This is a genomic window from Nostoc sp., from assembly GCF_036919575.1.
Classification (GTDB): domain Bacteria; phylum Cyanobacteriota; class Cyanobacteriia; order Cyanobacteriales; family Nostocaceae; genus Nostoc.
On sequence record NZ_JBALBY010000052.1, the window covers coordinates 16,622 to 39,043 of the forward strand.

The 22,422-nt window shown below is 45.4% G+C and carries 14 protein-coding genes; 9 read left to right on the forward strand and 5 right to left on the reverse strand.

The window, feature by feature from the left end:
- The first annotated feature begins 607 nt into the window (after positions 1-607).
- The 3 genes from V7K27_RS14965 to cobJ all read left to right on the forward strand — a co-directional run bounded on the left by V7K27_RS14965 (position 608) and on the right by cobJ (position 5,971).
- Positions 608-3,244, forward strand: a complete 2,637-nt coding sequence (locus V7K27_RS14965; protein WP_334948436.1) for an EAL domain-containing protein — start codon at positions 608-610, stop codon at positions 3,242-3,244.
- Between the two features lie 220 nt (positions 3,245-3,464).
- The gene (locus V7K27_RS14970) at positions 3,465-3,881 is read left to right on the forward strand and encodes a hypothetical protein (RefSeq protein ID WP_334948438.1); all 417 of its coding nucleotides are present in this window, start codon (positions 3,465-3,467) and stop codon (positions 3,879-3,881) included.
- 353 nt (positions 3,882-4,234) lie between these two features.
- Positions 4,235-5,971, forward strand: a complete 1,737-nt coding sequence (gene cobJ / locus V7K27_RS14975) for a precorrin-3B C(17)-methyltransferase (RefSeq protein WP_334948596.1) — start codon at positions 4,235-4,237, stop codon at positions 5,969-5,971.
- A 378-nt stretch (positions 5,972-6,349) separates the two neighbouring features.
- Here the strand turns inward: cobJ and V7K27_RS14980 are convergent, their stop codons facing one another.
- A complete protein-coding gene (locus tag V7K27_RS14980; protein ID WP_334948440.1) occupies positions 6,350-9,358 on the reverse strand; it encodes a zinc-dependent metalloprotease in 3,009 nt (1,002 codons plus the stop codon).
- Between the two features lie 885 nt (positions 9,359-10,243).
- Between V7K27_RS14980 and V7K27_RS14985 the strand changes: the two genes are divergently transcribed.
- A complete protein-coding gene (locus V7K27_RS14985) occupies positions 10,244-12,001 on the forward strand; it encodes a pentapeptide repeat-containing protein (RefSeq protein ID WP_334948442.1) in 1,758 nt (585 codons plus the stop codon).
- A 229-nt stretch (positions 12,002-12,230) separates the two neighbouring features.
- Here the strand turns inward: V7K27_RS14985 and V7K27_RS14990 are convergent, their stop codons facing one another.
- The 3 genes from V7K27_RS14990 to V7K27_RS15000 all read right to left on the reverse strand — a co-directional run bounded on the left by V7K27_RS14990 (position 12,231) and on the right by V7K27_RS15000 (position 14,563).
- Positions 12,231-12,572, reverse strand: coding sequence for a 4Fe-4S binding protein (locus V7K27_RS14990; protein ID WP_334948444.1), 342 nt, complete (start codon positions 12,570-12,572; stop codon positions 12,231-12,233).
- A 28-nt stretch (positions 12,573-12,600) separates the two neighbouring features.
- Positions 12,601-14,301 carry an FAD-binding protein gene (locus tag V7K27_RS14995; protein ID WP_334948446.1) on the reverse strand — a complete coding sequence of 567 codons (1,701 nt, stop codon included), beginning with the start codon at positions 14,299-14,301 and terminating at the stop codon, positions 12,601-12,603.
- A gap of 124 nt (positions 14,302-14,425) precedes the next feature.
- Positions 14,426-14,563, reverse strand: coding sequence for a hypothetical protein (locus V7K27_RS15000; RefSeq protein WP_334948448.1), 138 nt, complete (start codon positions 14,561-14,563; stop codon positions 14,426-14,428).
- 375 nt (positions 14,564-14,938) lie between these two features.
- Between V7K27_RS15000 and V7K27_RS15005 the strand changes: the two genes are divergently transcribed.
- The 5 genes from V7K27_RS15005 to V7K27_RS15025 all read left to right on the forward strand — a co-directional run bounded on the left by V7K27_RS15005 (position 14,939) and on the right by V7K27_RS15025 (position 19,633).
- On the forward strand, positions 14,939-15,076 hold the full coding sequence (locus V7K27_RS15005) for a hypothetical protein (protein WP_334948450.1): 138 nt from the start codon (positions 14,939-14,941) through the stop codon (positions 15,074-15,076).
- Positions 15,057-16,019 carry a TauD/TfdA dioxygenase family protein gene (locus tag V7K27_RS15010; protein ID WP_334948452.1) on the forward strand — a complete coding sequence of 321 codons (963 nt, stop codon included), beginning with the start codon at positions 15,057-15,059 and terminating at the stop codon, positions 16,017-16,019. Before V7K27_RS15005 ends, V7K27_RS15010 begins: the two co-directional genes overlap by 20 nt.
- 26 nt (positions 16,020-16,045) lie before the next feature.
- Positions 16,046-16,927, forward strand: a complete 882-nt coding sequence (locus V7K27_RS15015) for a TauD/TfdA dioxygenase family protein (RefSeq protein WP_334948454.1) — start codon at positions 16,046-16,048, stop codon at positions 16,925-16,927.
- Positions 16,928-17,228: 301 nt separating this feature from the next.
- Positions 17,229-18,248, forward strand: coding sequence for an aliphatic sulfonate ABC transporter substrate-binding protein (locus tag V7K27_RS15020; protein WP_334948456.1), 1,020 nt, complete (start codon positions 17,229-17,231; stop codon positions 18,246-18,248).
- Between the two features lie 113 nt (positions 18,249-18,361).
- Complete coding sequence (locus V7K27_RS15025; protein ID WP_334948458.1) at positions 18,362-19,633, forward strand: MFS transporter; 1,272 nt, start codon at positions 18,362-18,364, stop codon at positions 19,631-19,633.
- A 316-nt stretch (positions 19,634-19,949) separates the two neighbouring features.
- Here the strand turns inward: V7K27_RS15025 and V7K27_RS15030 are convergent, their stop codons facing one another.
- Entirely contained in the window at positions 19,950-22,376 is a 2,427-nt protein-coding gene (locus V7K27_RS15030; RefSeq protein ID WP_334948460.1) for an arylsulfatase, read from the reverse strand.
- Positions 22,377-22,422 lie beyond the last annotated feature (46 nt).

The following is a 22,422-nucleotide window of genomic DNA, read 5'->3' on the forward strand; positions in this document are numbered from 1 at the left end:
TTGGATGATATAGACGAAGGGACAAAGTTTATAACTTATGTATGAGTGGAGAAAACAGCTAGAACTTCTACCGCAAAAACTGATTAAACAATTAGCCATCTCATTCCAGAAAATGAAGAGTGCTGAATTTCGTTAGCGGGGCGTTTAGCCCGTGCGGAATGTGGGTTAAAAGACCGCCTACAAGCGGAGTAATTGCTGTGCAGAGTATGTACCAAATACATAACTACTGAGTAATTTTTAATTTACTCAGGACTCACGACTGAGTGCGGTTAATCATGAAGATAAAGGCTAGTTTGCACCCTCAAACCAATTTTGAAATCACAGACAGTGACAACTTTGATTGAGAAAATTTCCCCAGAAGTGCAGCCTGAAAGTCTGCACTTCTCTTAGAGGATGTTTAAAAAGTCCTCTTGTCGGTATCAAAAGTTTTAGATCCCTCTAAATCTCCCGATAAATTGGGAGACTTTGATTCCGGTTCCCCCCAATTTATCGGGGGGTTAGGGGGGATCTAAAAGTGCCTCAAGTCACAGCGAAAAACTTTTCAAACAACCTCTTAGTAGTATTTTTCAGACTAAGACATAAAGATATAAGAATTTAAGGAACAGCCATGCTAGGAAATGAGCGGGAAAAAATACGCCATCTATTGGTCATTCAAGACCTGGAAGGGCAGCGAACTGTCCCCTTACGAGAGACTACTTATTCTCTGGGGCGGCATCCCGCAAACACTATTGTCTTAGCTTCCCGGTCAGTATCAATGCAACATGCAATTTTATTGCGAGTAACTGTTCCACAAACTGACCAATACGGCTTCCAGATTATTGATGGCAACTACAAGGGAAAAGCAAGTACTAATGGCTTATTTGTGAATGGTACTAAATGCTTTTCTCATAATCTCAGAAATGGAGATGTCATTGCCTTTGGCGGTAATCAAGCTCAAGGTAAATATTATGCTATTTCCAACCTCTCAGAAGAAGAATTTTCGGAATCTTCTGATGTTGAAGACTTATCTGGTTTCCTATCACAGCAAGCCAGTCCTGCCAATCCTTTTCAAACCCTAGCTGTCGATCCCAGCTTTGAAGCAGCTAGTGAGTCCGCCCTAGCTCGCCTAGCATCCTTCCCTGAACTGATTCCCAATCCAATTATTGAGATGGATTTCGAGGGAACAGTTACTTATCTCAATCCAGCCGCAACTCTCAAGTTTCCCAAACTTCGAGAAGTTGGGACGCAACACCCGATTTTAACAGGACTATTGAGTGGAGTTAACAATCTAGAAAAAAATTCTTTTGTGCGGGAGGTGGAAGTCGGCGCAGAAGTTTTTGAACAATCGGTTCTCTACCTTCCTGAAAGTGATTTAATTAGAACTTTTATTATTAGGGATATTACAGAGCAAAAACAAGCTACAGCTGAATTGCGTCAGCGCGATCGCTTGCTACAAGCAGTTGCGGAAGCCGCTAATTATTTGCTGGGGGAAATCAATTACGAAACTGGTATTCATCGAGCCTTAGCTGTACTGGGCGAAGCTGCCAAGGCAGATCGTGCCTATCTCTTTCAGAACCATCCTCATCCTGTTACAGGGGAAATGGCAGTCAGCTTACGGTTTGAATGGACACACACCTCTATTGAATCTACCCACCACCATTGGCAGAATCAGCTTTATCAACCTTCTGGATTAGCCCGTTGGTATACTGTTCTCTCTAGCGGCCAGTCGATTAGCGGACTCACCCCAAAATTTCCGATCGCCGAACAAGAATTCCTGATTCGAGATGGCATTCAATCCCTTCTCCTAGTGCCTCTTTGCTTCGAGAAGGAGTTCTGGGGTTATCTTGGCTTGGCAGACTGCACCTTTGAGCGTCATTGGTCTAGGCATGAAGAATCTACCCTTTTGACAATGGCCGCCAGTATCATTGGTACGCAGCAGCGTCAGCTAGTAGAAGAAAAGATTCGCTATCAAGCCCTCCATGACCTGCTGACAGGGTTGCCCAATCGCCTACTATTTAACGAACTGCTCAGTAAAACTCTGCCCAACGCTACTCGGAATGGCGAAAGTTTAGCTGTGATCTTCCTCGATCTAGATCGTTTCAAGGTGATTAATGACACCCTGGGGCACACTCTGGGAGATCAATTGTTACAAAGCCTCGCTCAAAGATTACAAGACTCACTCAGAGGCGGAGATACCATCGCCCGTTGGGGAGGTGATGAATTCACTATCTTACTCCCGCGAGTCAATGATATTGAAGAGGTAACGCTGGTAGCGAATAGAATGTTACAAGCCTTAGAGGATGCTTTCCATCTCCAAGGGCATGAACTTTATGTGACTGCCAGCCTCGGTATTGCGTTGCTTGATAGCAACAGTCCTGATGCCGAAACACTAATCCAGCACGCAGATGCCGCTTTATACTACGCCAAGGACAAAGGGCGGAATAACTACCAATTCTATAGTGTTTCCCTGAGCGCGAAAAATCCTGAACTGCTGACTTTAGAAAAGAGCTTGCGCTATGCCCTAGAACGCCAAGAATTTACGGTGTATTATCAACCTCGTGTGAACATTGCCACAGAAGAAATTACTGGTATGGAGGCTCTGTTACGTTGGCAGCACCCAGAGATGGGGTTGGTCGCACCCAGTGTCTTCATTCCCCTCGCCGAAGAAAGTGGATTAATTGTCCCCATCGGCGAATGGGTGCTGCGGACAGCCTGTAGCCAAAATAAAACCTGGCAAGATATGGGATTACCACCGATAACGATCGCTGTCAATCTTTCTCTGAAGCAGTTCCGCCAACCCAAATTGTTGGAGATTATAGCCGAAGTTTTAGAGCAAACGGGGCTGGAGCCACGCTTTTTAGAATTAGAAATTACCGAAAGCATAGCTATTGAGGATTTAAATTTTACCAGAACGGTGTTAGAGAATATACAGCAGATGGGTGTTTACATCTCCATTGATGACTTTGGTACGGGTCATTCTTCGCTCTCGCGCCTACAGCTTTTGCCACTCCACAATCTGAAAATAGATAAATCTTTTATTCAAGATTTGACGCACGATGTCAAAGTTGCTCATATTGTCAAGGCCATAGTTGGCTTGGGACAGAGCTTGGGATTGAAGTTGACAGCCGAAGGGGTAGAAACAGAAGAGGAACTGGCGTTCTTGAGATCGATCAACTGTGACGATGTACAGGGCTTTTTATTCTACCGGCCACTTTCTACAAAGATTGCCACAGAAATCCTCGAAAGTAAACAAGCAACACTCTAGTACAGCGCGGCGGAAATAAACAATAACAAAATCCCCAGTGGGTGAACAGAAGCCGATTATCTTGTCAAACAACTTTGGAAAACAGCAGAAATAGCTGTGGAAAGTCTGTGGAATCAAAGAACAAAAGTAGAGCTAATGATAAGAATTGCAAAAAGTTTAGATTTGTAATCTCTGCCGTTGCAGTATAACATCAGCCTCAGTATTCCCCAAGGAGCTAATCATGAGAGGATGGGTAAATGATCCACATTCAGGAGGGGTAAAAATCCCAGAGCAAGTTAAAGAGAGAACAAAGGAACGGATATTAGCCTATGCAGAGCAGTATTATGCAGGGAAATACATACGTATTGATGTACGCTTTAAGGGATATTTCTGTTACATAGATGCTTATAAAGAACCATTTTTACCAGATAGTTATGACCCATCAATGTTTAAAGTAACACGCTCAGAATATATAGAGAGGGTAAGAAATACACCAATTCATCTGTGTCGATTACGCTACAAAGGGAATGAAGAGAAATGGACAAAAGCTTTTTACACCTATAGTAATGAAAAATACGAACCTAGCGTATTTAATAATGGTACTTTTTATGGAACACCAGAAGAAGCATTTCAAAGTTCAGCATTGTATTTAGATTAAGGAAAAATTGATAATTTTTAATTATTTTTGAGATGAAAAATCTCAAATTGTTTGGCTGATCAAAGAAATAATTATATTGATCAAACTGAAATGCCTGAGCCTATTTTATTAACCCGAATTTTTGCCAAGCTTACTGCTAATGGTCGTATTCATCGCGTTCCTACGAGCGTTGAACCCTCGTAATTTGGCAACGGTATTGAGAAAGCTACTACGAAGACACCACGCGTGTAGGTGTTGGCATAGCCTCTCCAAGAGTTGCCCGTCGTAGACATCGCACTCTGAATTCCCCAAGCTTGTAAATGGGAAGTCGCTGTATGTCTAAATCTGTGGTTTCATTTGAAGGATATCAAATTATGATCGTGAACGTTGCACCCGCCATTATAGTATTAGGTCAAAATAGCGTCACAGTAGCACGCAAAATAATCACTGTCCTACCAGGGGCAACGCTATACGGTCTAGAGGGTCGCACATCTGAAGTTGATGTCAGCTTTACTAATTTTGGCGAGACGTTGCGCGAGTTATTTGTCCAGGGAACGCCGTTGATTGGCATTTGTGCCGCCGGTATTTTAATTAGGACGTTAGCTCCCATGCTCGCAGATAAACGACAGGAACCACCAGTGCTAGCTGTGGCTGAAGATGGTAGCGCTGTTGTCCCACTCTTGGGCGGACTTGCTGGAGTAAACGATTTGGCTCGCCGCATTGCCGAAGCCCTTGATGTCAAACCGGCAATTACGACCACAGGCGATTTACGTTTGGGTACAACGCTGTTATCTCCTCCCCCTGGATACCATTTAGCAAACCCAGACGATGCAAAGAAATTTATCTCAGATTTGCTAGCCGGGGCACAAGTCAAACTAGAAGGCACAGCACCTTGGTTGAGCGATCGCAAACTACCCATAGATCCAAAGGGAGATTTGACCATCAAAGTTACCGAAGGTTTGGTGACTCCTACAGCCAACTGCCTTGTCTACCACCCAGCAACGATCGCGATCGCAATTAGTGGCATGATTGATGATGCAGTAGCTTTAGTACAGCAGCTATTAGCTGATGCCAAATTAGAAAAAGCATCAGTCGCCGGGATATTTGCACCCACGATCGCTGCTGCCGATCCCGCAATCCACGCCGTAGCTAGCGCCTTGGGAGTGCCTGCCCGCTTTTTTACCCCAAATCAGCTAGAAAGTCTACTTTCACAAGGTTATAGCCCCGCCCAAGCCGTAGCGATCGCCGCCACAGGCACATCTCCCATTACTCCTTCATCTTCCCAGATTGCGATCGCCATTGCCCCTCAACCAATTGACCCCAACATCACAGGTCAGCCACGCGGACGGTTAGCGATTGTTGGTACAGGCCCTGGTGGATCACAATGGATGTCTCCCGAAGTGAAGGAGATACTCAAGTCGGCAACTGATTTAGTGGGTTACAAAACTTATTTAGATTTAGTCGGTTCTCTAGCTGATGGCAAGCAACGGCATGAGTCCGACAACCGCGAAGAAGAAGCACGGGCAAAAATGGCTCTTGATTTGGCTGCATCTGGGCGATATGTCGCTGTAGTTTCATCTGGCGACCCCGGTATATATGCAATGGCAACAGCAGTTTTTGAAGTGTGCGATCGCTTTGCCAAACCCGAATGGGACAGTATCGACATTCATGTAGCCCCAGGCATCTCCGCTATGCAGGCAGCAGCAGCAGCGATTGGTGCCCCCCTTGGACATGACTTTTGTGCTATTTCCCTATCTGATATTTTGAAACCTTGGTCTGCGATCGCACAACGAATTACTGCTGCTGCTGAAGCTGATTTCGTGATTGCTTTCTACAATCCTGTTTCCAAAGAGCGTACCTGGCAACTGGCAGAAGCAAGAAATATTTTGCTGCGACATCGAACACCAGATACACCAGTAGTGTTGGCCCGGAATCTCGGCAGACCAGGACAGACGGTGAAAGCGATCGCACTTGATGATTTAGCACCAGCAAACGCTGATATGCGAACAATTATTCTCGTTGGTTCCACAAAAACCCGAACCATCAAGCGCCCCGATGGTAATATATGGGTTTATACGCCGCGTCGGTATACCGAACAGGAACTATATTGAAAAAGAATTATTTAACCACTCCAGACGCAGAGAACACAGAGTAAAGAGATTAAAGAGAAATTTTTTGACCAAAATTTTTACCCACCTTGAAGGGGCTAGTCATATCATGTCCGCCAAATTATATCATGTCCGGGTAATTAGTTACGATATAAAATTTCCAGAGTCGTTATATTTCAACATCTCAGCGTCATTTTTATCGTAAGTGTTCAGGCGGACATGATATTACTCATAATAAAAGAACCCCACCCCCAACCCCTCCCCGCCGGCGGGGAGGGGAGCTAAAGCGCAGCTTTGGCGGGGTGGGGTTCCGGGTATTTATTATGCTTAATTGCCCTGACATGATATCATAGGGTCATTTCGCCCCACTCCCCACTATTTTTAATTCGCTTGCAACGGGGCATTTAAGACTTTCTCAATGCGATCGCGCGTTTCTAATAAGTGCGCTTTGGTATATTCATCATCGGAATTAACCTGCTTGAGTTGCTCATCCAATTGTTTGAGTTTATACCACGCCATCGTGCGAGCATCTTCTGGAACATATTGTTTCCGTAACACCATAGCCGTCAAAATCTTCAGATATTCACGCTGCAAGCCTCGCCGTAAACTGGAAATTTTCGTTAATTTACCTTTTGGTTTAATTACTTCCGTCCAGATATCTGACTGCAAAGTGTCAAATAATTCTGGAAGAGTCAGTGCTTTTCCGGGTGGAGTTTTGAGTTCGATATCCTTGAGGCGAGAAAGGCGATCGCCTGAGAGCAAATCTCGCAACACAGAACCCTGCATGAGTAGCACCAAATCATGAATTGGATAATCCAAACGGCCAACTTGCGGATCGCTACCCCAATGTCGCCAACGGGAAGGTGCTAATTTATTCAGTAGTTCTGGTGAAAAACTCAGGGCATCTTCGGCAAACACATACTTTTGCAGCGTCTGTAAAGCTTGCCGTTGTTGTTCAACTGGTACTGGTTCAAATGGTAATCGGTGTTGGCGGACTCCAGAGACTTTACCCTGAGGTATCTCACTAGGGTGAATGCGATAGAAAGACTGTCCCCCAATGTATTTTGTGGTATAGTATATTTGCTGAAAATAATTACCCAATACTGTGCTAAAACGTTCGCTCACATCAGTGTAACTATCACCAGGCAGTGGATAACGCTTATCCAGACGTGTCCACATCACCCGCGAATTATTCAACTGCCACTGAGAATAAAGTAGCACATTGCTGCTGTTATCCCAAGCATCGGCTGTGGGGTCAAGGTCATACACATCTTCATCTGTGGAATAACTCAACTCTGGTTTGTAGGATTGTGCAGCAATTTCTGACAAAATTGGCTTTTCCGCTATGGGAGTTGATGTCTGAATTGGCATGTAGCCGTACTTAATCGCCCATTCATCATAAGGCCCCACCATGCTGGGAAAATAATCTCCCTGCTTTGTACCTTGAGGAGCGATATTTGGGGGAATGTAATCCATCACGGAAGTTGTTAGACCTTTAGTTTTGGTAATTTCCGTATTATTCATCTCGTCTGGTGGTAGCAGTGTACTACCACGGAAGTTATGGCGTAAACCAAGAGTATGTCCAACTTCGTGAGCGATGATTAAACGTATATATTGATTGATATATTTTTTCATCTGATCGGGAGTGGCCATAGTATCAGGCAGCAGTGACATCGCCAATGAACCAAAGGCAAACTGGTTAGCAGCTTCCATCCCATAGCATAAATCGTACTCGCCTGCCATTTTCGATAAACGACTCAACAACCCCTGTTGTTCTTGCATCTGCTGAGGGACACCATTGTTTTTCGCATCTAAACCATTGGCGCAAAGTAGACGATTTTGCATCAAAGCTGATAAAGTAGTGCGATTTTCTGTTTGACTGGGTTGAACGATTTTGCGATAATCATTTTTGAGTGCCCGCACAAAGCTAGCATCCACGAGAATGTCTGCATCCAAAATTTCTCCAGTCAATGGGTTAACGCGAGATGGTCCCATTGCAAAATAACCATCGACTGTGTTAATCCAGCGAATCGTATTGTAACGAATATCTGCTGGGTCCCAGGTGGCGTCATCGGGCATTTGGCGGACTTCAATTGCATCTTTGAATCCCGCTTTCAGAAAGGCTTTATTCCACATTAGGACACCTTCTTTGATCGGATCGCGGTACTCTAAGGGCACAGCGTTATCAATCCAGAAGACAATCGGTTTTTTGGGAGGAGAAATTACTGCTTTCGGGTCTTGTTTTTCCAAATGCCAGCGATTGATGTAGCGGACAAAAGAATCGCCGCTATCGTCTTTAGATAAATCTTGGTAGGCGGTGATAAAATAGCCGATGCGATCGTCAGCAAAGCGCGGTCGATAATCTTGATTGGGTAGTTGGGAGAGACTATAGTGGACGCGCAGCGTAAAACCACGGTTGTCAGCTAGCGACGCAAAGTTTGGTATTTGATTCTCCTGGCCAGCGCCACCAGAGAAGTTTAAAACTGACTCAATTTCTAAGTTTTGGGGAAAAGCTTTCGCAGTGCCAAAATAGGACTGGTCTGTGCTTCCTGGTACTCCTAAACTTACAGATAATCCGGCTAAGTCTGTCAGCAACAAATCACCTAAGTCGATCAGAAGAGTTTTGCGTTGTGGATGAATGCTTTTAATCGAAATGGTGTAAAGAACAGAGTCACTAAAAGATCGGGCTAGCGATCGCGCCTGGGGATCTCCTTCACGAGTGCGAAAATTCACATTGCGAATCACAAAGTTTAGTTTATCATCCACCCGTTGGAAATAAAATAAAAAATCTTGCAAAGGCATACCACTGTAAATACCCCGTTCACCAATGCCCGATTCCAAGGTTGTTGTAGCTAGATAATTTTTATTAAGTTGCTCTGGCTTAATTTCTAGATAAATTTTATTCTTTTCTTTATTGCGATAAAGGGTGAATAATCCCCCTGACTTTTGGGTGTCTTTGGTTACTTCGTCAAAGGACTCTAAAACATCCTTTGCTGGTGGTTTTGCACTAGGATTAGGCTTTACATTCGGTTTTACTGGTGGTTTTATAGCTTGCAAAAATGGTTGCAGTCCTGCTTTTTTCAGGTCTTTTACTACCCAAATAAACGGTTCAGCCTGTACGTGTTTATTTTGATTAACTACCCAAACTTGCCCTGACGGTAGCCTCTGTTTCGGGGGAATATTTATACCCTTTGCCGATAAAGCTGAGATTTTAGTTGCAGAAGTTTCTGTCGTTAACTGACTAGAGGATTTTTCTCTACTTCTTTTCGTAACCACGGCTTCTACAACCCGTACAGCCTGATATTTGGTTGACAAATCTGTATCAATTATGTTAACAGATGGTGACTTGGCGCTAGCCGTTGCTATTCCTAAAAACAAACTATGTAACATAATCATATAAAAGGTTAATCTGTTTTTCATCCCATCTATACCCGATAATTATCCCGTAGTTCATTTTTAACTTTTACAAAGCTATATAGCCTGCTTTTTGTCGATTCTCTTAGGTGTTTTAGATTAAACAGCTAACTTTAGACTTCAATTTTAGTTGCCATTTTTCAGCTTTATCGGAAATTAAACGGTTTAACACCGAAGACACCTAGCTCTGAGTCGGAGTCACTCCGCCTCCCGCAGTCGCCACAACTTTGCAGAGGAGTCCGTTGGGTGGGCACCTCATGCTCTTAAGCAAGCTACGCACAGCGTCTCCGACACAAGAAGGAATTCCCGTGAGGAAAATACGCAAGGCACTGCCCTTCTTACGTAACTCTCTTGAATTTTTGTTTTACTATAGAATTCTTCCTAACAATTGCGTCTACAACAAACAGCAAGTATTATTCTTACATTCAGACTCATAAATTTATGTAAAAAAAGCATAACAAATTAGCCAAAACCGGAAAATTACTTGATTTTGGAACCGATTTTTAAGCTAACACTTTATTTATATCAGGAGAAGAAGCTTGAAGCTACTACAGGCTAGTAAGAAGTCGCCCTCCAGGAGCGCCGTTGGTATAGCCCATCAGGAGCATCTCAGTGAAAGCAAATATACCAGATTCTTGCTCCCTCTCCTTGGTAAGGAGAGGGTTGGGGTGAGGTTTTAAAAGGCTTTTTACACTCATTGAGATGCTCTCTAACCCATCGGAGAAATCGCCAACGAATGATATTTTTCGTGTAGTATTTATTGATACTATTAATTTTTGGCAGTGAGAAGCAAACTACCAGAGAAAAATTTTAATTCAGGATTATCAAAACACTAATAGAAATGTAACAACGGACACAGAAATGTCAACATATTTATCTCAAGTCTGGCTGCTGCTGAGAAATTATGTGAGAGGTACAAGGTTGCAAGAGATGCCAAAGACCACATCGCCAGAAACCGAAGCAGTTTTAGCTCTAGGAAAAAGTATTAAAGCAAACAAAAGTGTTAAATTTGCTCAAGATAATTTGCAGTCAGATTTATGCTCTCTAAGACTGCAAGAAAGCTTAGAAAAATGGACAATATCAAAGAGCGGTTTGACTTCTAAGATAGACTTGGGCATTCTCCCTGAAGGGTTTTGTTTTAGAGTGTGCGATCGCCAGATGCATGAAGAGATTTATGATTTACTGGGCAATGGTGCCCTGAAACCAGAAATAGTCAACCAACTAATGGAATTGGTTGTGACTGGTAAAAAAATTCACCTAGAACTGCTTTTCTGGCGGCTAGAAGATTTTTATCATCGCTGGTGTCAGGGAGAATTTATCGATGGGACACCAGATGATAACCTACCTCAGCAAACAAAGTTAAAGCTAGCCGCACAAAATATTGCTCTTGGGCTAAGACAGGTAGACATATATACAGGGCTGAACGTACTGATTTTACTCTTAGAGTTACACCGCTACGCCCAAGAGCGAGATGAACTAAAACAAAAAATCATCTTCTATCCATCTTCTCAACCGGACACAGATAATTTTTTCACATCCCAACTGCTGCGGATCATCAACTATAGCGATGCCCTGGAAATTGGCAACTTTAGCAGTATAGTCGGGCAATTCCTCAAAGGCGGCAACTTTCGGAGTGCTTATCTGGGCGATGCCAACCTCACCGGGGCAGACTTTAGCGGTGCCGACCTCAGCCGTGCTTACCTCGGCGATGCCAACTTAACTGGCGTAAACTTTAGCGGTGCCAACCTTAGCAGTGTCAACCTCGGCGATGCCAACCTCAGTGGTGCCAACCTCAGTGGTGCTAACCTCAGTGGTGCCGACCTCAGCAGCACCAACCTCATCGGTGCCAACCTCATCGGTGCCAACCTTAGCCGCGCCGACCTCAACCGCGCCGACCTTAGTAGTGCCGACCTTAACCGCGCCGACCTTAGCAGTGCCGACCTCAACCGCGCCGACCTTAGCAACACCAACCTTAGCCATGCTGACCTTAGCAATGCTATCCTTTTCGGTGCGAATCTAAGTGAAGCCAACCTCCGCAACGTCAGCCTTAGCCATGCCGACCTCTGTCGCGCCGACCTCAGTGGTGCTGATTTGAGTCACTCTATCCTCAATGGTACTAATCTCAGTGACACAATTCTTTTCAGTACCAACCTCAGTGATGCTATCCTGATCGCCGCCGACCTCAGCTACGCCAAACTTAACGGTGCTAAACTTAACAATGCCAGACTTAACGGCGCAATGTTCTTAGGTGCCGACCTCAGCGGCGTAGACCTGAGTCGGGTGATTCTCAACGAAGCCGACCTCAGTGGGGTGATTCTTAGCGAAGCCGACCTCAGTGGTGCTGACATTACCGACGCTATCCTCTTCGGTACAGACCTCAGCTATGCGAACCTTAATAGTGCTAATCTCAGTGGCAGTAATCTCAGTGGTGCTATCCTCAATGGCGCGGATCTCAGTCACAGCAATCTCAGCTATGCCATTCTGGGTGGTGCTGACCTCAGCGACGCCAATATGGAAAAAATGACTTGGGGTAAAAAGCAGCAGTGGGAAGATGTGCGCGGATTAGAGACAGCAGTTAATGTCCCGGAGGGGTTGAAGGAAGAACTGGGATTAAAATAATTCGTAATTCGTAATTCGTAATTCGTAATTAAGTTTTGTGGCGGGGATTTCACCCCGACACAAAACGTGCTGCCTGTCTTGCTGGGGAATTAAACTGAACATACTTTGTTGAATTAAGAAGACAGGGAGGTGACATTTTTACCTTTGCGTCCTTTGCGCCCTTTGCGGTTCGTTATTCTTATACACCATCTTCCAAGTTCAAAAGCTCGGCCTCGATTAAACACCCAAATTAACTTTGATAGGGGCGCGGCAGTTGGCGCAGCTTATGAGCAGTATCCAATTCACTATTGTTTTTTCTGCCATATCCCCAACCCAAGATGCGACGATATTCACCCATGATGTCACGTTCAATTAAATCATCCTCATTGACTGCAACATTGGTATGAGATTCAGGCGCAACATACAGCGCATCCGCAGGACAATATGCCTCACACATGAAACAAGTTTGACAGTCTTCCTGTCGGGCGATCGCGGGTGGTTGGTTGGGTACCGACTCAAAGACATTGGTAGGACAAACTTGGACGCACACATTGCAATTGATACAGAGTTTATGGCTGACAAGCTCGATCATGATACTGCTCCTGCTACAACTTTGATAATTAGGGTGTGGTTTGAGTGGTTAGTAGTGGTGGTGTAGCGATCGCGTTCCGCCCATCGGAGGGTGTCGCATCTGTTATCCAATCACGCCTCACCCAAAGCTTTTCTAAGCCGCCTGTGGCTTGATAATAACGCTGATTTGGATCGGTTTCGGGATAGTCCACGCGAATATGTTCGCTACGCGTTTCCGTGCGATGTAAAGCGCTAAAATATGCCCATCGCGCTACAGCCGTCAGAGAGGCCGCTCGACGAGAAAATTCCACATCGCGCACTGTATCTTGTTTCGGATTCGCCTGTACCTGCTCCCATAGTTTCTCTAATTTAGAAAGAGAATCCAAAAGTCCCTGCTCAGAACGGAAATGATTCTTGTCTAGAGGGAACATCTCGTCTTGAACACCACGCACGATCGCTTCGCTATCAAATGAAGAGGAAGATGGTGAAGGCGTTCCGCCCACCCCAGGCGATCGCAATCCGGCTTGACCCGCAGGACGCGCAACCCGTTTATTTGCATGATTGCCGAGACTACGTGCAAAAGCTGCTGCCCCAACTCCAGCCCATTGACCTGTGGAAATCGCCCAGGCTGCATTGGGACCACCACCACCTGAAGCTAAACCTGCTAGGAATTCACGCGAGGCTGCATCCCCTGCGGCATAGAGTCCGGGTACTTTCGTACCGCAACTATCATCGGTCAAACGGATTCCACCTGTACCACGGACTGTACCTTCTAAAACTAGTGTTACAGGCACTCGTTCTGTATAGGGGTCAATGCCAGCTTTTTTGTAAGGTAGATAAGAGATGAAATGAGACTTCTCAATCACTGCCTTAACTTCCGGCGTAGCTCGATCCAAACGGGCATAAACAGGCCCTTTCAAGAGTGCATTGGGAAGGAAGGATGGATCGCGACGACCATCGATATAACCACCAAGATCATTACCCTCTTCATCGGTAAAGCTAGCCCAGCCAAAGGGAACACCCCGTGTCACCGTGGCATTGAAAGCGGTGGAGATGGCATAGTGATTAGAGGCTTCCATACTGGAGAGTTCGCCGCCAGCTTCCACTGCCATCAGCAGTCCATCACCTGTATTGGTATTGCAACCTAATGCTTTACTCAAGAATGCACAACCGCCATTCGCCAGGACTACTGCACCAGCACGAACGGTATAGGTACAATGATTTTGCCGTTGCACACCTCTTGCTCCAGCTACTGAGCCGTCGTCAGCCAATAAAAGCTCTAGAGCCGGACTTTGGTCGAGAATCTTCACACCAACACGCAAGAGGTTTTTGCGAAGTACCCGCATATATTCAGGGCCATAATAACTCTGGCGCACGGATTCCCCATTTTCTTTGGGGAAACGATAGCCCCAATCTTCTACTAGGGGCAAACTCAGCCAAGTTTTTTCGATCACACGCTCTATCCAACGTAAGTTAGCTAGATTTTTTCCTGAGCGATAACGCTCTGATAAAACTTTGTCCCAATTCTCTGGAGAAGGTGCCATGATGCCATTGCCACTGGCAGCAGCTGCACCACTCGTACCCAGAAAACCTTTATCCACAATGATTACTTTGACGCCTTGGGATGCGGCTGCCCATGCTGCCCATGCGGCGGCAGGACCACCACCAATTACCAGAACGTCAGCCGTTAATTGTAGTTCATTTTCGCTATCGGCTCTTAGCAATTCCTTGTCCTCCTTTTTGGCAGTCAATTTCATACTTTGCGACTGTGAGCGGCTTCTACAGACAAAAATCCATCCACCTGCATTAGACACAACCTCTAGTAAGCACCACGTTTTGCTAGTAAGTAAGTCGTTGGAAATAAACCAAATTATGTTACGAAACGTAAATAGGCTTAAAACCTTGACCAATGACGAATGACAAAGGACAGCCCCAGCCAGTTAGCTTTAATTGCGCCGACTTACTTAATTCGTCATCAATGCCGTCTTCGACAATGTGACCTTTCTCAAACACTTACAAAGAATGTGTACGGCAAATGACAGTTAACATGGTAATCTAATTATTAGTGTTTCAAACATTTATTGCAAATTAATTTCTGATCCGTTTGGAGGGAGCATTAGGTAGAGTGGCGGCGAAAGTAATTTAATCGGCACTCAAGCGATCGCTGGTCATTTGTGCTAATCAACACATTTCACCATCCGATCGCAAACCAACTCCACGTTTCACCATCACCGAAGTAGATAAGCTGGCGGCACGCACTGCATGAATAAGCAAAAGACGGATATGGCGATCGCACCTTAACAGATAGAAGCGCTATAAACTTCCCGTTATTCCAGCAGTCTAAAAATACAGTCACCTTATACTACTGTAAATCGATAGAGTTAGTGTATGATACTAGCAACTGCGATCGCTTCCTTTGAAATATTGCTTTCACTTGATAGCAAAATTCCAAAAGAAACGGACAAGTGCGAACACCACCCGATAAATCAAATTCTGGAGAATCTACATGGGTTACAAACATATTGAAGTCAAACAAGTAGCTGGTTTCATCGGTGCCGAAATCGGTAACGTAGACCTTTCCCGTCCTCTGAATGATGATCAAGTCAAAGAAATTCGCAAAGCACTATTGAAGTGGAAAGTCGTGTTCTTTCGTGGACAGAACATCGATCATGCTGCCCAGGTTGAATTCACATCTCGTTTCGGCGAAGTGACTTTCGCGCATCCACTCGGAGAGCCGGAACCAGTTCCGGGATTTCCGCAGATCAAACCCGTAGACCGTAGCCTCTATGAGAAGCAGTACGGTTTTCGCACTGGTGGTCCTTGGCACACAGACGTAACGGCAGCTATTAACCCACCAGCAGGGTCAATTTTACGTGCGGTTAATGTCCCTAGCTTCGGTGGTGACACCCAGTGGAGTAATCTTGTTGCAGCTTATGAGGGTCTATCAGCACCTCTGCGATCGCTTGCAGATACATTGAAAGCTGAACATCGGTTCAATGGGGGTGGGCATCAACCCCGCAGCAGTAAGTTCGCCGAGCGCATCGCTGTCAATCCACTAGTCTCAATCCACCCAGTAGTCAGGGTTCATCCTGAGACTGGTGAGCGTGCGTTGTTCGTTAATCCTGGCTTCACCTCGCACATTATTGATGTGTCACGAGAAGAAAGCAAGCTGCTGCTTGAGTTGTTCTTCAACCAAATCACCAAGCCTGCCTATACCACCCGTTTCCGTTGGAACAATGGGGATATCGCCTTCTGGGATAACCGCGCCACTGTGCATTTAGCTCCTCAAGATTTAGATCATTTGGATGTCGAGCGTCTCTTATATCGCACCACCATCACTGGCGATGTTCCAGTTGGGGTTGATGGTTTCCGCTCAGAAGTAGTTCAAGGTGAGGCGTTCAGCGCAGAAGTACCAACCGTCTTCAAGCAGAAAGCTGAGTCTAAAGAAGCCCAACCAGTGCTTTCGTAACCTACAAAGTGCAAGGAGAAATTTTTATGACATTTACTGCAACACGAATTGAGATTACGCCTACTGGAGCAGCTTTAGGAGCAGTTGTTACTGGTGTTGATGCCAGTCTTGCAGCACAACCAGAAGTAATTCTACAACTCAAGCAGGCATGGCGCGATCATCACATCCTGATCTTTAAAAATCAACAATTGACTGACGACCAATTATTAGCGTTTGCGAATTACTTTGGCGACATTCTCCAACAGCCTGCCTATATCCGCAAAGGAGAAACCGAGCCGTACCTGCCGCCCCTTGTCCTGACTCTTGCAAATGCTGCCTCCGAAGAAAGTTCCGTCAATGTTGCACCCAACTATCGTGAACTTTTACCCCATATTGATCATGACTGGTTGCCTACACCATCTAGCGGTTCATTTTTATATGGGTTAGAACTGCCTGAGAATGGCCCTGATACCTATTGGGTGAATTTGATTCAGGCTTACGAAGAACTAGACGATTCTACCAAGCAGCAGATTGCTAGTTTGCAGGTGCGCCATTTTAATTTCTATGGCAAGTATCGGGATGAGTATCCTGAGCCTAGCTACGCAGGCGGTCGTTCCGTTGAACCCGGTGAACGAGTTGCTACCCATCCTTTGGTTCGCACTCACCCGGATACTGGCAAGAAAGTTCTCTTCCTAAATGCCGCTAGCGAGGTAGATATTATTGATTACGACCCAGTGGAAGGGGCAAAGCTAATTGAGCGGTTGCGGGAACACATTAAGCAACCCCACTTTGTTTATCAACACCACTGGAGCAAGGGCGACCTACTTTATTGGGACAACCAGGCAACGGCTCACTATCGCCCCGAATTTAATTCCAACGCAACCCGGGTTTTGAAGCGGGTTAGCATTCGAGGAAGCCGTCCTTTCTAAAGTTCAGCTAGCTAAAGGTTGTGAATTCTTTCAGATAGAAAACTTTACTCCCCCTTTCCTTCTCGAATTTAGAGACGCAGAGGGGGTTAATTAACAGAAAAGCTAGTTTTGACACCAAACCGGATGCGATTTGATCTAGCCTTCTTGTCAAGGATAGAACCCTCTAATCGATTCGGTGAGCTTGCAGAGATTTTGCTCCCACGGTATCAGCGTCAAGATGAGATAGAAAGCTATGGTCAGACCGCAAATTGGAAAGTACTCAATATCCAGGCGTGATTTACTTTACACTTTTTATGGGTTAATGTCTTTTACTGCCTTAGTCAGTTGTGGAACAAACAACGGCAGCACAGGCAATAGCAGTGCAAAGAACAGCAGCACAACTTTGAGTGCTAATGCCACTAGTAACAATAAAGGCAGTACCAAGCTGGTTCGACTTGGCTATCAAGTTTCCGGGGATCTAACCCACGAAAAAGGCGCGATCGAAAAACGCTTGGCTCCTCAAGGAATAGGTGTTACTTGGTCTCAATTTGTGTCTGGGCCTCCGCTCTTGGAAGCCTTAAATGTGGGTAGCATTGACCTTGGGCCGGCTGGCGAAACGCCACCCATTTTTGCTCAGGCAGCTGGTACCAATCTGATTTATGTAGTTAATATCCCACCAGGTACTGGAGAAGGTTCCGCAATTGTTGTGCTAAAGGATTCTCCAATCCAAACATTGGCAGGTCTTAAAGGTAAAAAAGTTGCTTATTCTAGAGGAACGGCTCAGACCTTTTTTGTGGTGAAAGCGTTTGAAGAGATCGGGTTAAAAATCAGTGATATTGAATCAGTGAATCTAACCGTTGCAGATGGAAGAGCAGCGTTTTTGAACAAGACGGTTGATGCCTTTGTAGAAGGTGATCCTAATCTGATCAAGCTGCAACGAGAAGGCAGTATTCGGGTATTACGAGACGCGCAAGGAATTAAGACGCCAGGAAGCTATTACCTAGCTTCACGAGATTTTGCAATTAATAATGCTGAACTATTGAAAGCAATTTTGTCAGAGTACTACCAAGTTGGGCAGTGGGCAAACAAAAACAGGCGGGCTGCTGCCGAAATCCTCGCACCGAAGGTCAAGACTGATGTCGATACTATGGAGTTGACGCTGACGAGAAGAAAATATGACATGAAACCAATTACTGAGGAAATAATTAGCGCTCAACAAAAGGTTGCGGATCTTCTGTATGAACTGAAGGTTGTACCAAAACAAGTCGATGTTAAAGGAGCAACCTTAACTACCCAGCAGTATGCAACGATTACACCGGATGCCGTTAGGAATCAGGGGTGAACTACTCCAACCTAAGACGGACGTAGCTCTCCCAATTCATCGGGAATAGCCGTCCCTTATCCGATAATTCTTAGCTAACCTAATTGTTAGTAGAACATAGTAAAACTTCCCTGATGAAAATTTGGACCGGACAACTAGGCGATCGCGTAAGTAATATCATTTACCAGTATTTACCCGCCTTTCGCTGGCGTAATTTTCGCCTATTTTTTGGGGGACAGTTACTATCAATGTCTGGGACATTTATGACCCAGCAGTTAACTATTCCCTGGCTGGTATACGATTTGACTAAATCGGCTTGGTTGTTGGGAGTTGCAGGCTTTGTGCAATTTTTACCGACGTTATTAGTGATTCCCTTTTCGGGCGTCTTGTCCGATCGCTGGAGTCGTCGTGATTTGTTAATGGTGGTGCAGATATTGGGAATTAGCGTTTCCCTGGCTTTAACGATTCTTACCTTTAGGAATTCGATTACGTTTCCCATCTTATTAGTACTGAGTGTTCTCAATGGTTTTCTCAAGGGATTAGATATGCCCGTGCGTCATACAATCGTCACCGAAACCGTAGACGATCACGCTGATTGGGGCAATGCGATCGCCTTGAATTCAGTGATGTTAAGTTCCTCTCTGGTATTGGGACCGGCTATGGGCGGGATTTTGATTGCGACGCTAGGAGTGAAATATTGTTTTCTCTACGATACCCTCAGCTATATCCCTGCCATCTTTACCCTGCTAGCCATGCGGCTGAAAGTCAGATCCACACAGATTCTTACCAGCCTTAGCGATACTTTGCAGAAATTGCGGGAGGGCTTTGAATATGTCTCCAAATTCCAGCCGATTAGAGCAATTTTATTAATACTGGCGTTACAAGGTTTAGTCGGGATGTCTCATATCGCGCTCATGCCCGTCTTCGCGGTTAAGATTTTAAATGGGGATGCAACTACGATGGCTCACCTCAGCATCTCAGCACCGATTGGATCGTTTCTTGCTTGTTTGTATCTGAGTGTCAGGCGAGGGATTGCGGGCTTAGAGCGTTTGATTGTAGTCGCTCAAGTCTTGATCGGGATGAGTCTGATCTGCTTCTCACTATCGCGTCAAGTTGGATTATCCATAATCATACTAGTGTTTACAGGCTGCTTTTCCATCCTCGAAATTACCAGTAGTAATATGATTATCCAAACCCTAGTTGCCGAGGATAAGCGCGGACGGGTGATGAGTTTTTATGCCCTAGCAATGGTGGGTACGATGCCCTTTGGAAATCTGTTAGCTGGAACTTTGGCAGATAATTTTGGTGCGACTAATGCCTTGATTGTCTGTGGTAGTCTGAGTATCTTAGGTGCGCTATGGTTCTCTGCACAATTGCCAGCAGTGAGGCGTTGGATTGATCGCTAAACAAGTTGTTTCTCTTTAGAGAAGTGGGATCTTTGCACCTACCCTACTGGTAAGTGCAAAGGCGCAAAACAAAAAGATATTTATGCAACAAACGCCATGAATTAACGTGAGATCGACAAGCCTTATTTGACCTCTCCCCCAGCCCCTCTCCGAGGCGGAGAGGGGAGCAAAAAGCTGAATTTTCGTTGCTCCTCCCTTTCCGCTTGCCTAACGGCAGGCTGACGCCAACGGAAAGGGAGGCTGGGAGGGAGAGGTTCATCGAACTCACGTTGAATCAAGTTGATAACGAAGTATAAAAATATCTCTTACCTATTCTCTACTGCTCTTTGGCATCAGGCGCGGGTGAACCAGGTATGTATTTGACTTGCTCGATCGCACCAGTGTATTTAAAGACCCCATATTTTTTGTAGAGATCCCATGACACAGGACTACGGGCATCTTTACCAATGTCCAATCCTTCATAGGGAAAGCCACCAAACGTTAGCCCCAGCTTACCCGCCGCGACTTGCTTTCCGTTGACGGAGAGTGTTCCAGACCCCTGGCGCTTGCCCAGTGCATCGTAATTCAAATCGATGTTAAGTTGACCTGGCTGTAGCGGGACTGCGGGAAACTTAATTGGCTGACCATAGTTATTGTGTTCGTAGAACAGCTTGCCATCCTCAATATAGAAGATATAACCAACTTCCTGTCCACCGTGGGCAAGAATCACCCCGCGATCGCCTGCTTTATACTGAGCCTTCACCTGGATGGTATAATCGCGATCGCTCACCAACGGCAAAATGTCCGGTTCCAGTACCAACTCACCTACATGGAATGTCTTCGGTTTCACTTTATTCTTGATATAAGGCGGCACTCCTCCATCTTGCGTGGATTCTAACAGGGGATAAACTTGATACTTGAATGCCGCAGCATCAAAGGCTGCTGCCAGTTCTTTGACTTTCTCTGGATACTGGTTCGCCACATTGTTGGTTTCGGAGTAATCTTTGTTCAGGTTGTACAACTGCCACTCGGAGTCACTAAATGGTTTCCCGATCTCATGTTCGGTGACAGCATACCAACCATTTTTGTAATACCCTCTATTGCCTGAATTCTCATAGTATTGTTCAGTTCTTTGAGAGGGCGTATTGGCATTATTCAAGAGATAGGCAAAGCTGATACCTTCTAGAGGTTTCGTGGGTTTACCATTAAAACTGTCGGGATGCTTGATGCCCGTCAATTCCAGCAGGGTAGGTGTAATGTCTGAGATGTGCGTAAATTGTGTCCGGGTAGCACCCAAATCTTTGATTTTTGCTGGATAGGAAACAATCAATGGATTCCGTCTACCGCCCCCAAGGGTAAGGGACTTGTACCGCTTCAGGGGTGTATTGGAAACCGTTGCCCAGCCAATGGGATAGTGAGGCGCAGTTTGAGGACTACCTATCAACTCGAACCGACTGATATCCAGGGCTTTATCCTCTGGTAAACCGGAGTAATGTCGGGCTACATTCGTCGTGCCATTTGGCCCACCTTCTCCAGAACCCCCATTATCAGAAGCTACAATGATAATTGTGTTGTTGAGTTCCCCGGTGGACTCTAAATACTCATAGAGTTTGCCAAAGTTTTGATCCAGGTTATCAACGAAGGCTGCATAGGCTTCTTGGTAACGAGCAAATAGCTTTTTATCCTCAGCCGATAGTGTATCCCAAGCTTTAACCCCTGGATTTTGGGGTGGTAGTTGAGTGTCGGCAGGAATTAGCTTTGATGCAAGTTGCTTCTGGTACCGTTCCCGGCGTAGCACGTCCCAGCCGACATTATACTTGCCTTTATATTTAGCAAGGTCTGCTGGATGAATATTAAACGGTGAATGAACAGCATTGTTGGCAAAATACAAGAAAAATGGCTTGTCTTTTGACTTAGTTTTTGCTTGTTTGAGCAATGCGATCGCTTTTTCTGTCCAGTAATCAGTAGTCAGGAAATTCTCAGGATAGCGATCAACTGAAATCGGCGTATTGTCTTCGTAGAGAATATGGGGTTTCTGGGGATGTTCCAATCCATCTAAGAAGCCAAAGAAATGTTCAAACCCCCGTTGTAACGGCCAGGAATTTAAGGAAGCGGTAGGGGTGCGATCGTAAGTTTGAGTCAAATGCCACTTCCCCGTCAGCAGGGTAGAATAGCCATTGCTACGTAAAATTTCTGCCAGAGTCACGACATTGCTCTGAATTTCACCCGCATAACCAGGAAAACCAGGGTTTCCCTCAGCAACCCAACCGACACCCGCAGAGTGGGCATTTAATCCCGTCAATAAAGCTGCTCGTGTGGGAGAACACAGCTGGTGGGTTGTGAAGTTGCTAAACCGCAGTCCGTTAGCTGCCAATTTATCAATATTCGGTGTACTGATTTCTGAACCGTAGGGGCCTAAATCCGAAAATCCCAAATCGTCAATTAGGAAAACAACAATGTTGGGTGCCCCTTTTGGTGCTGTGCCGGATGAAGCCAGAGGTTTGTTGGCTAAAACCGATGGGGGCTGTGGAGTCCACCAAGGCGTTGATTCTGCTAAGGTTCTGCCGATTTTGCCTTTAAATCCAGCGTAAGCTTGCGTACTTGCATTACCTGCTCCCTTCGCAGGGTTCTGAGCTAAACTGCTGGCGATCGTTGTGCCAGTAACCAGCAAGATGCTAAACACAACTAGTGCTAACCAAGCGGTGGGTGAAACAAGTTTTTGCTTGACTTTTTGAATGAATGATAGATTCCGTTTTCTGTTCAACAGACCTGCCTCCTGACAAGCGATACCTTCTCCTTAACAGAAGATT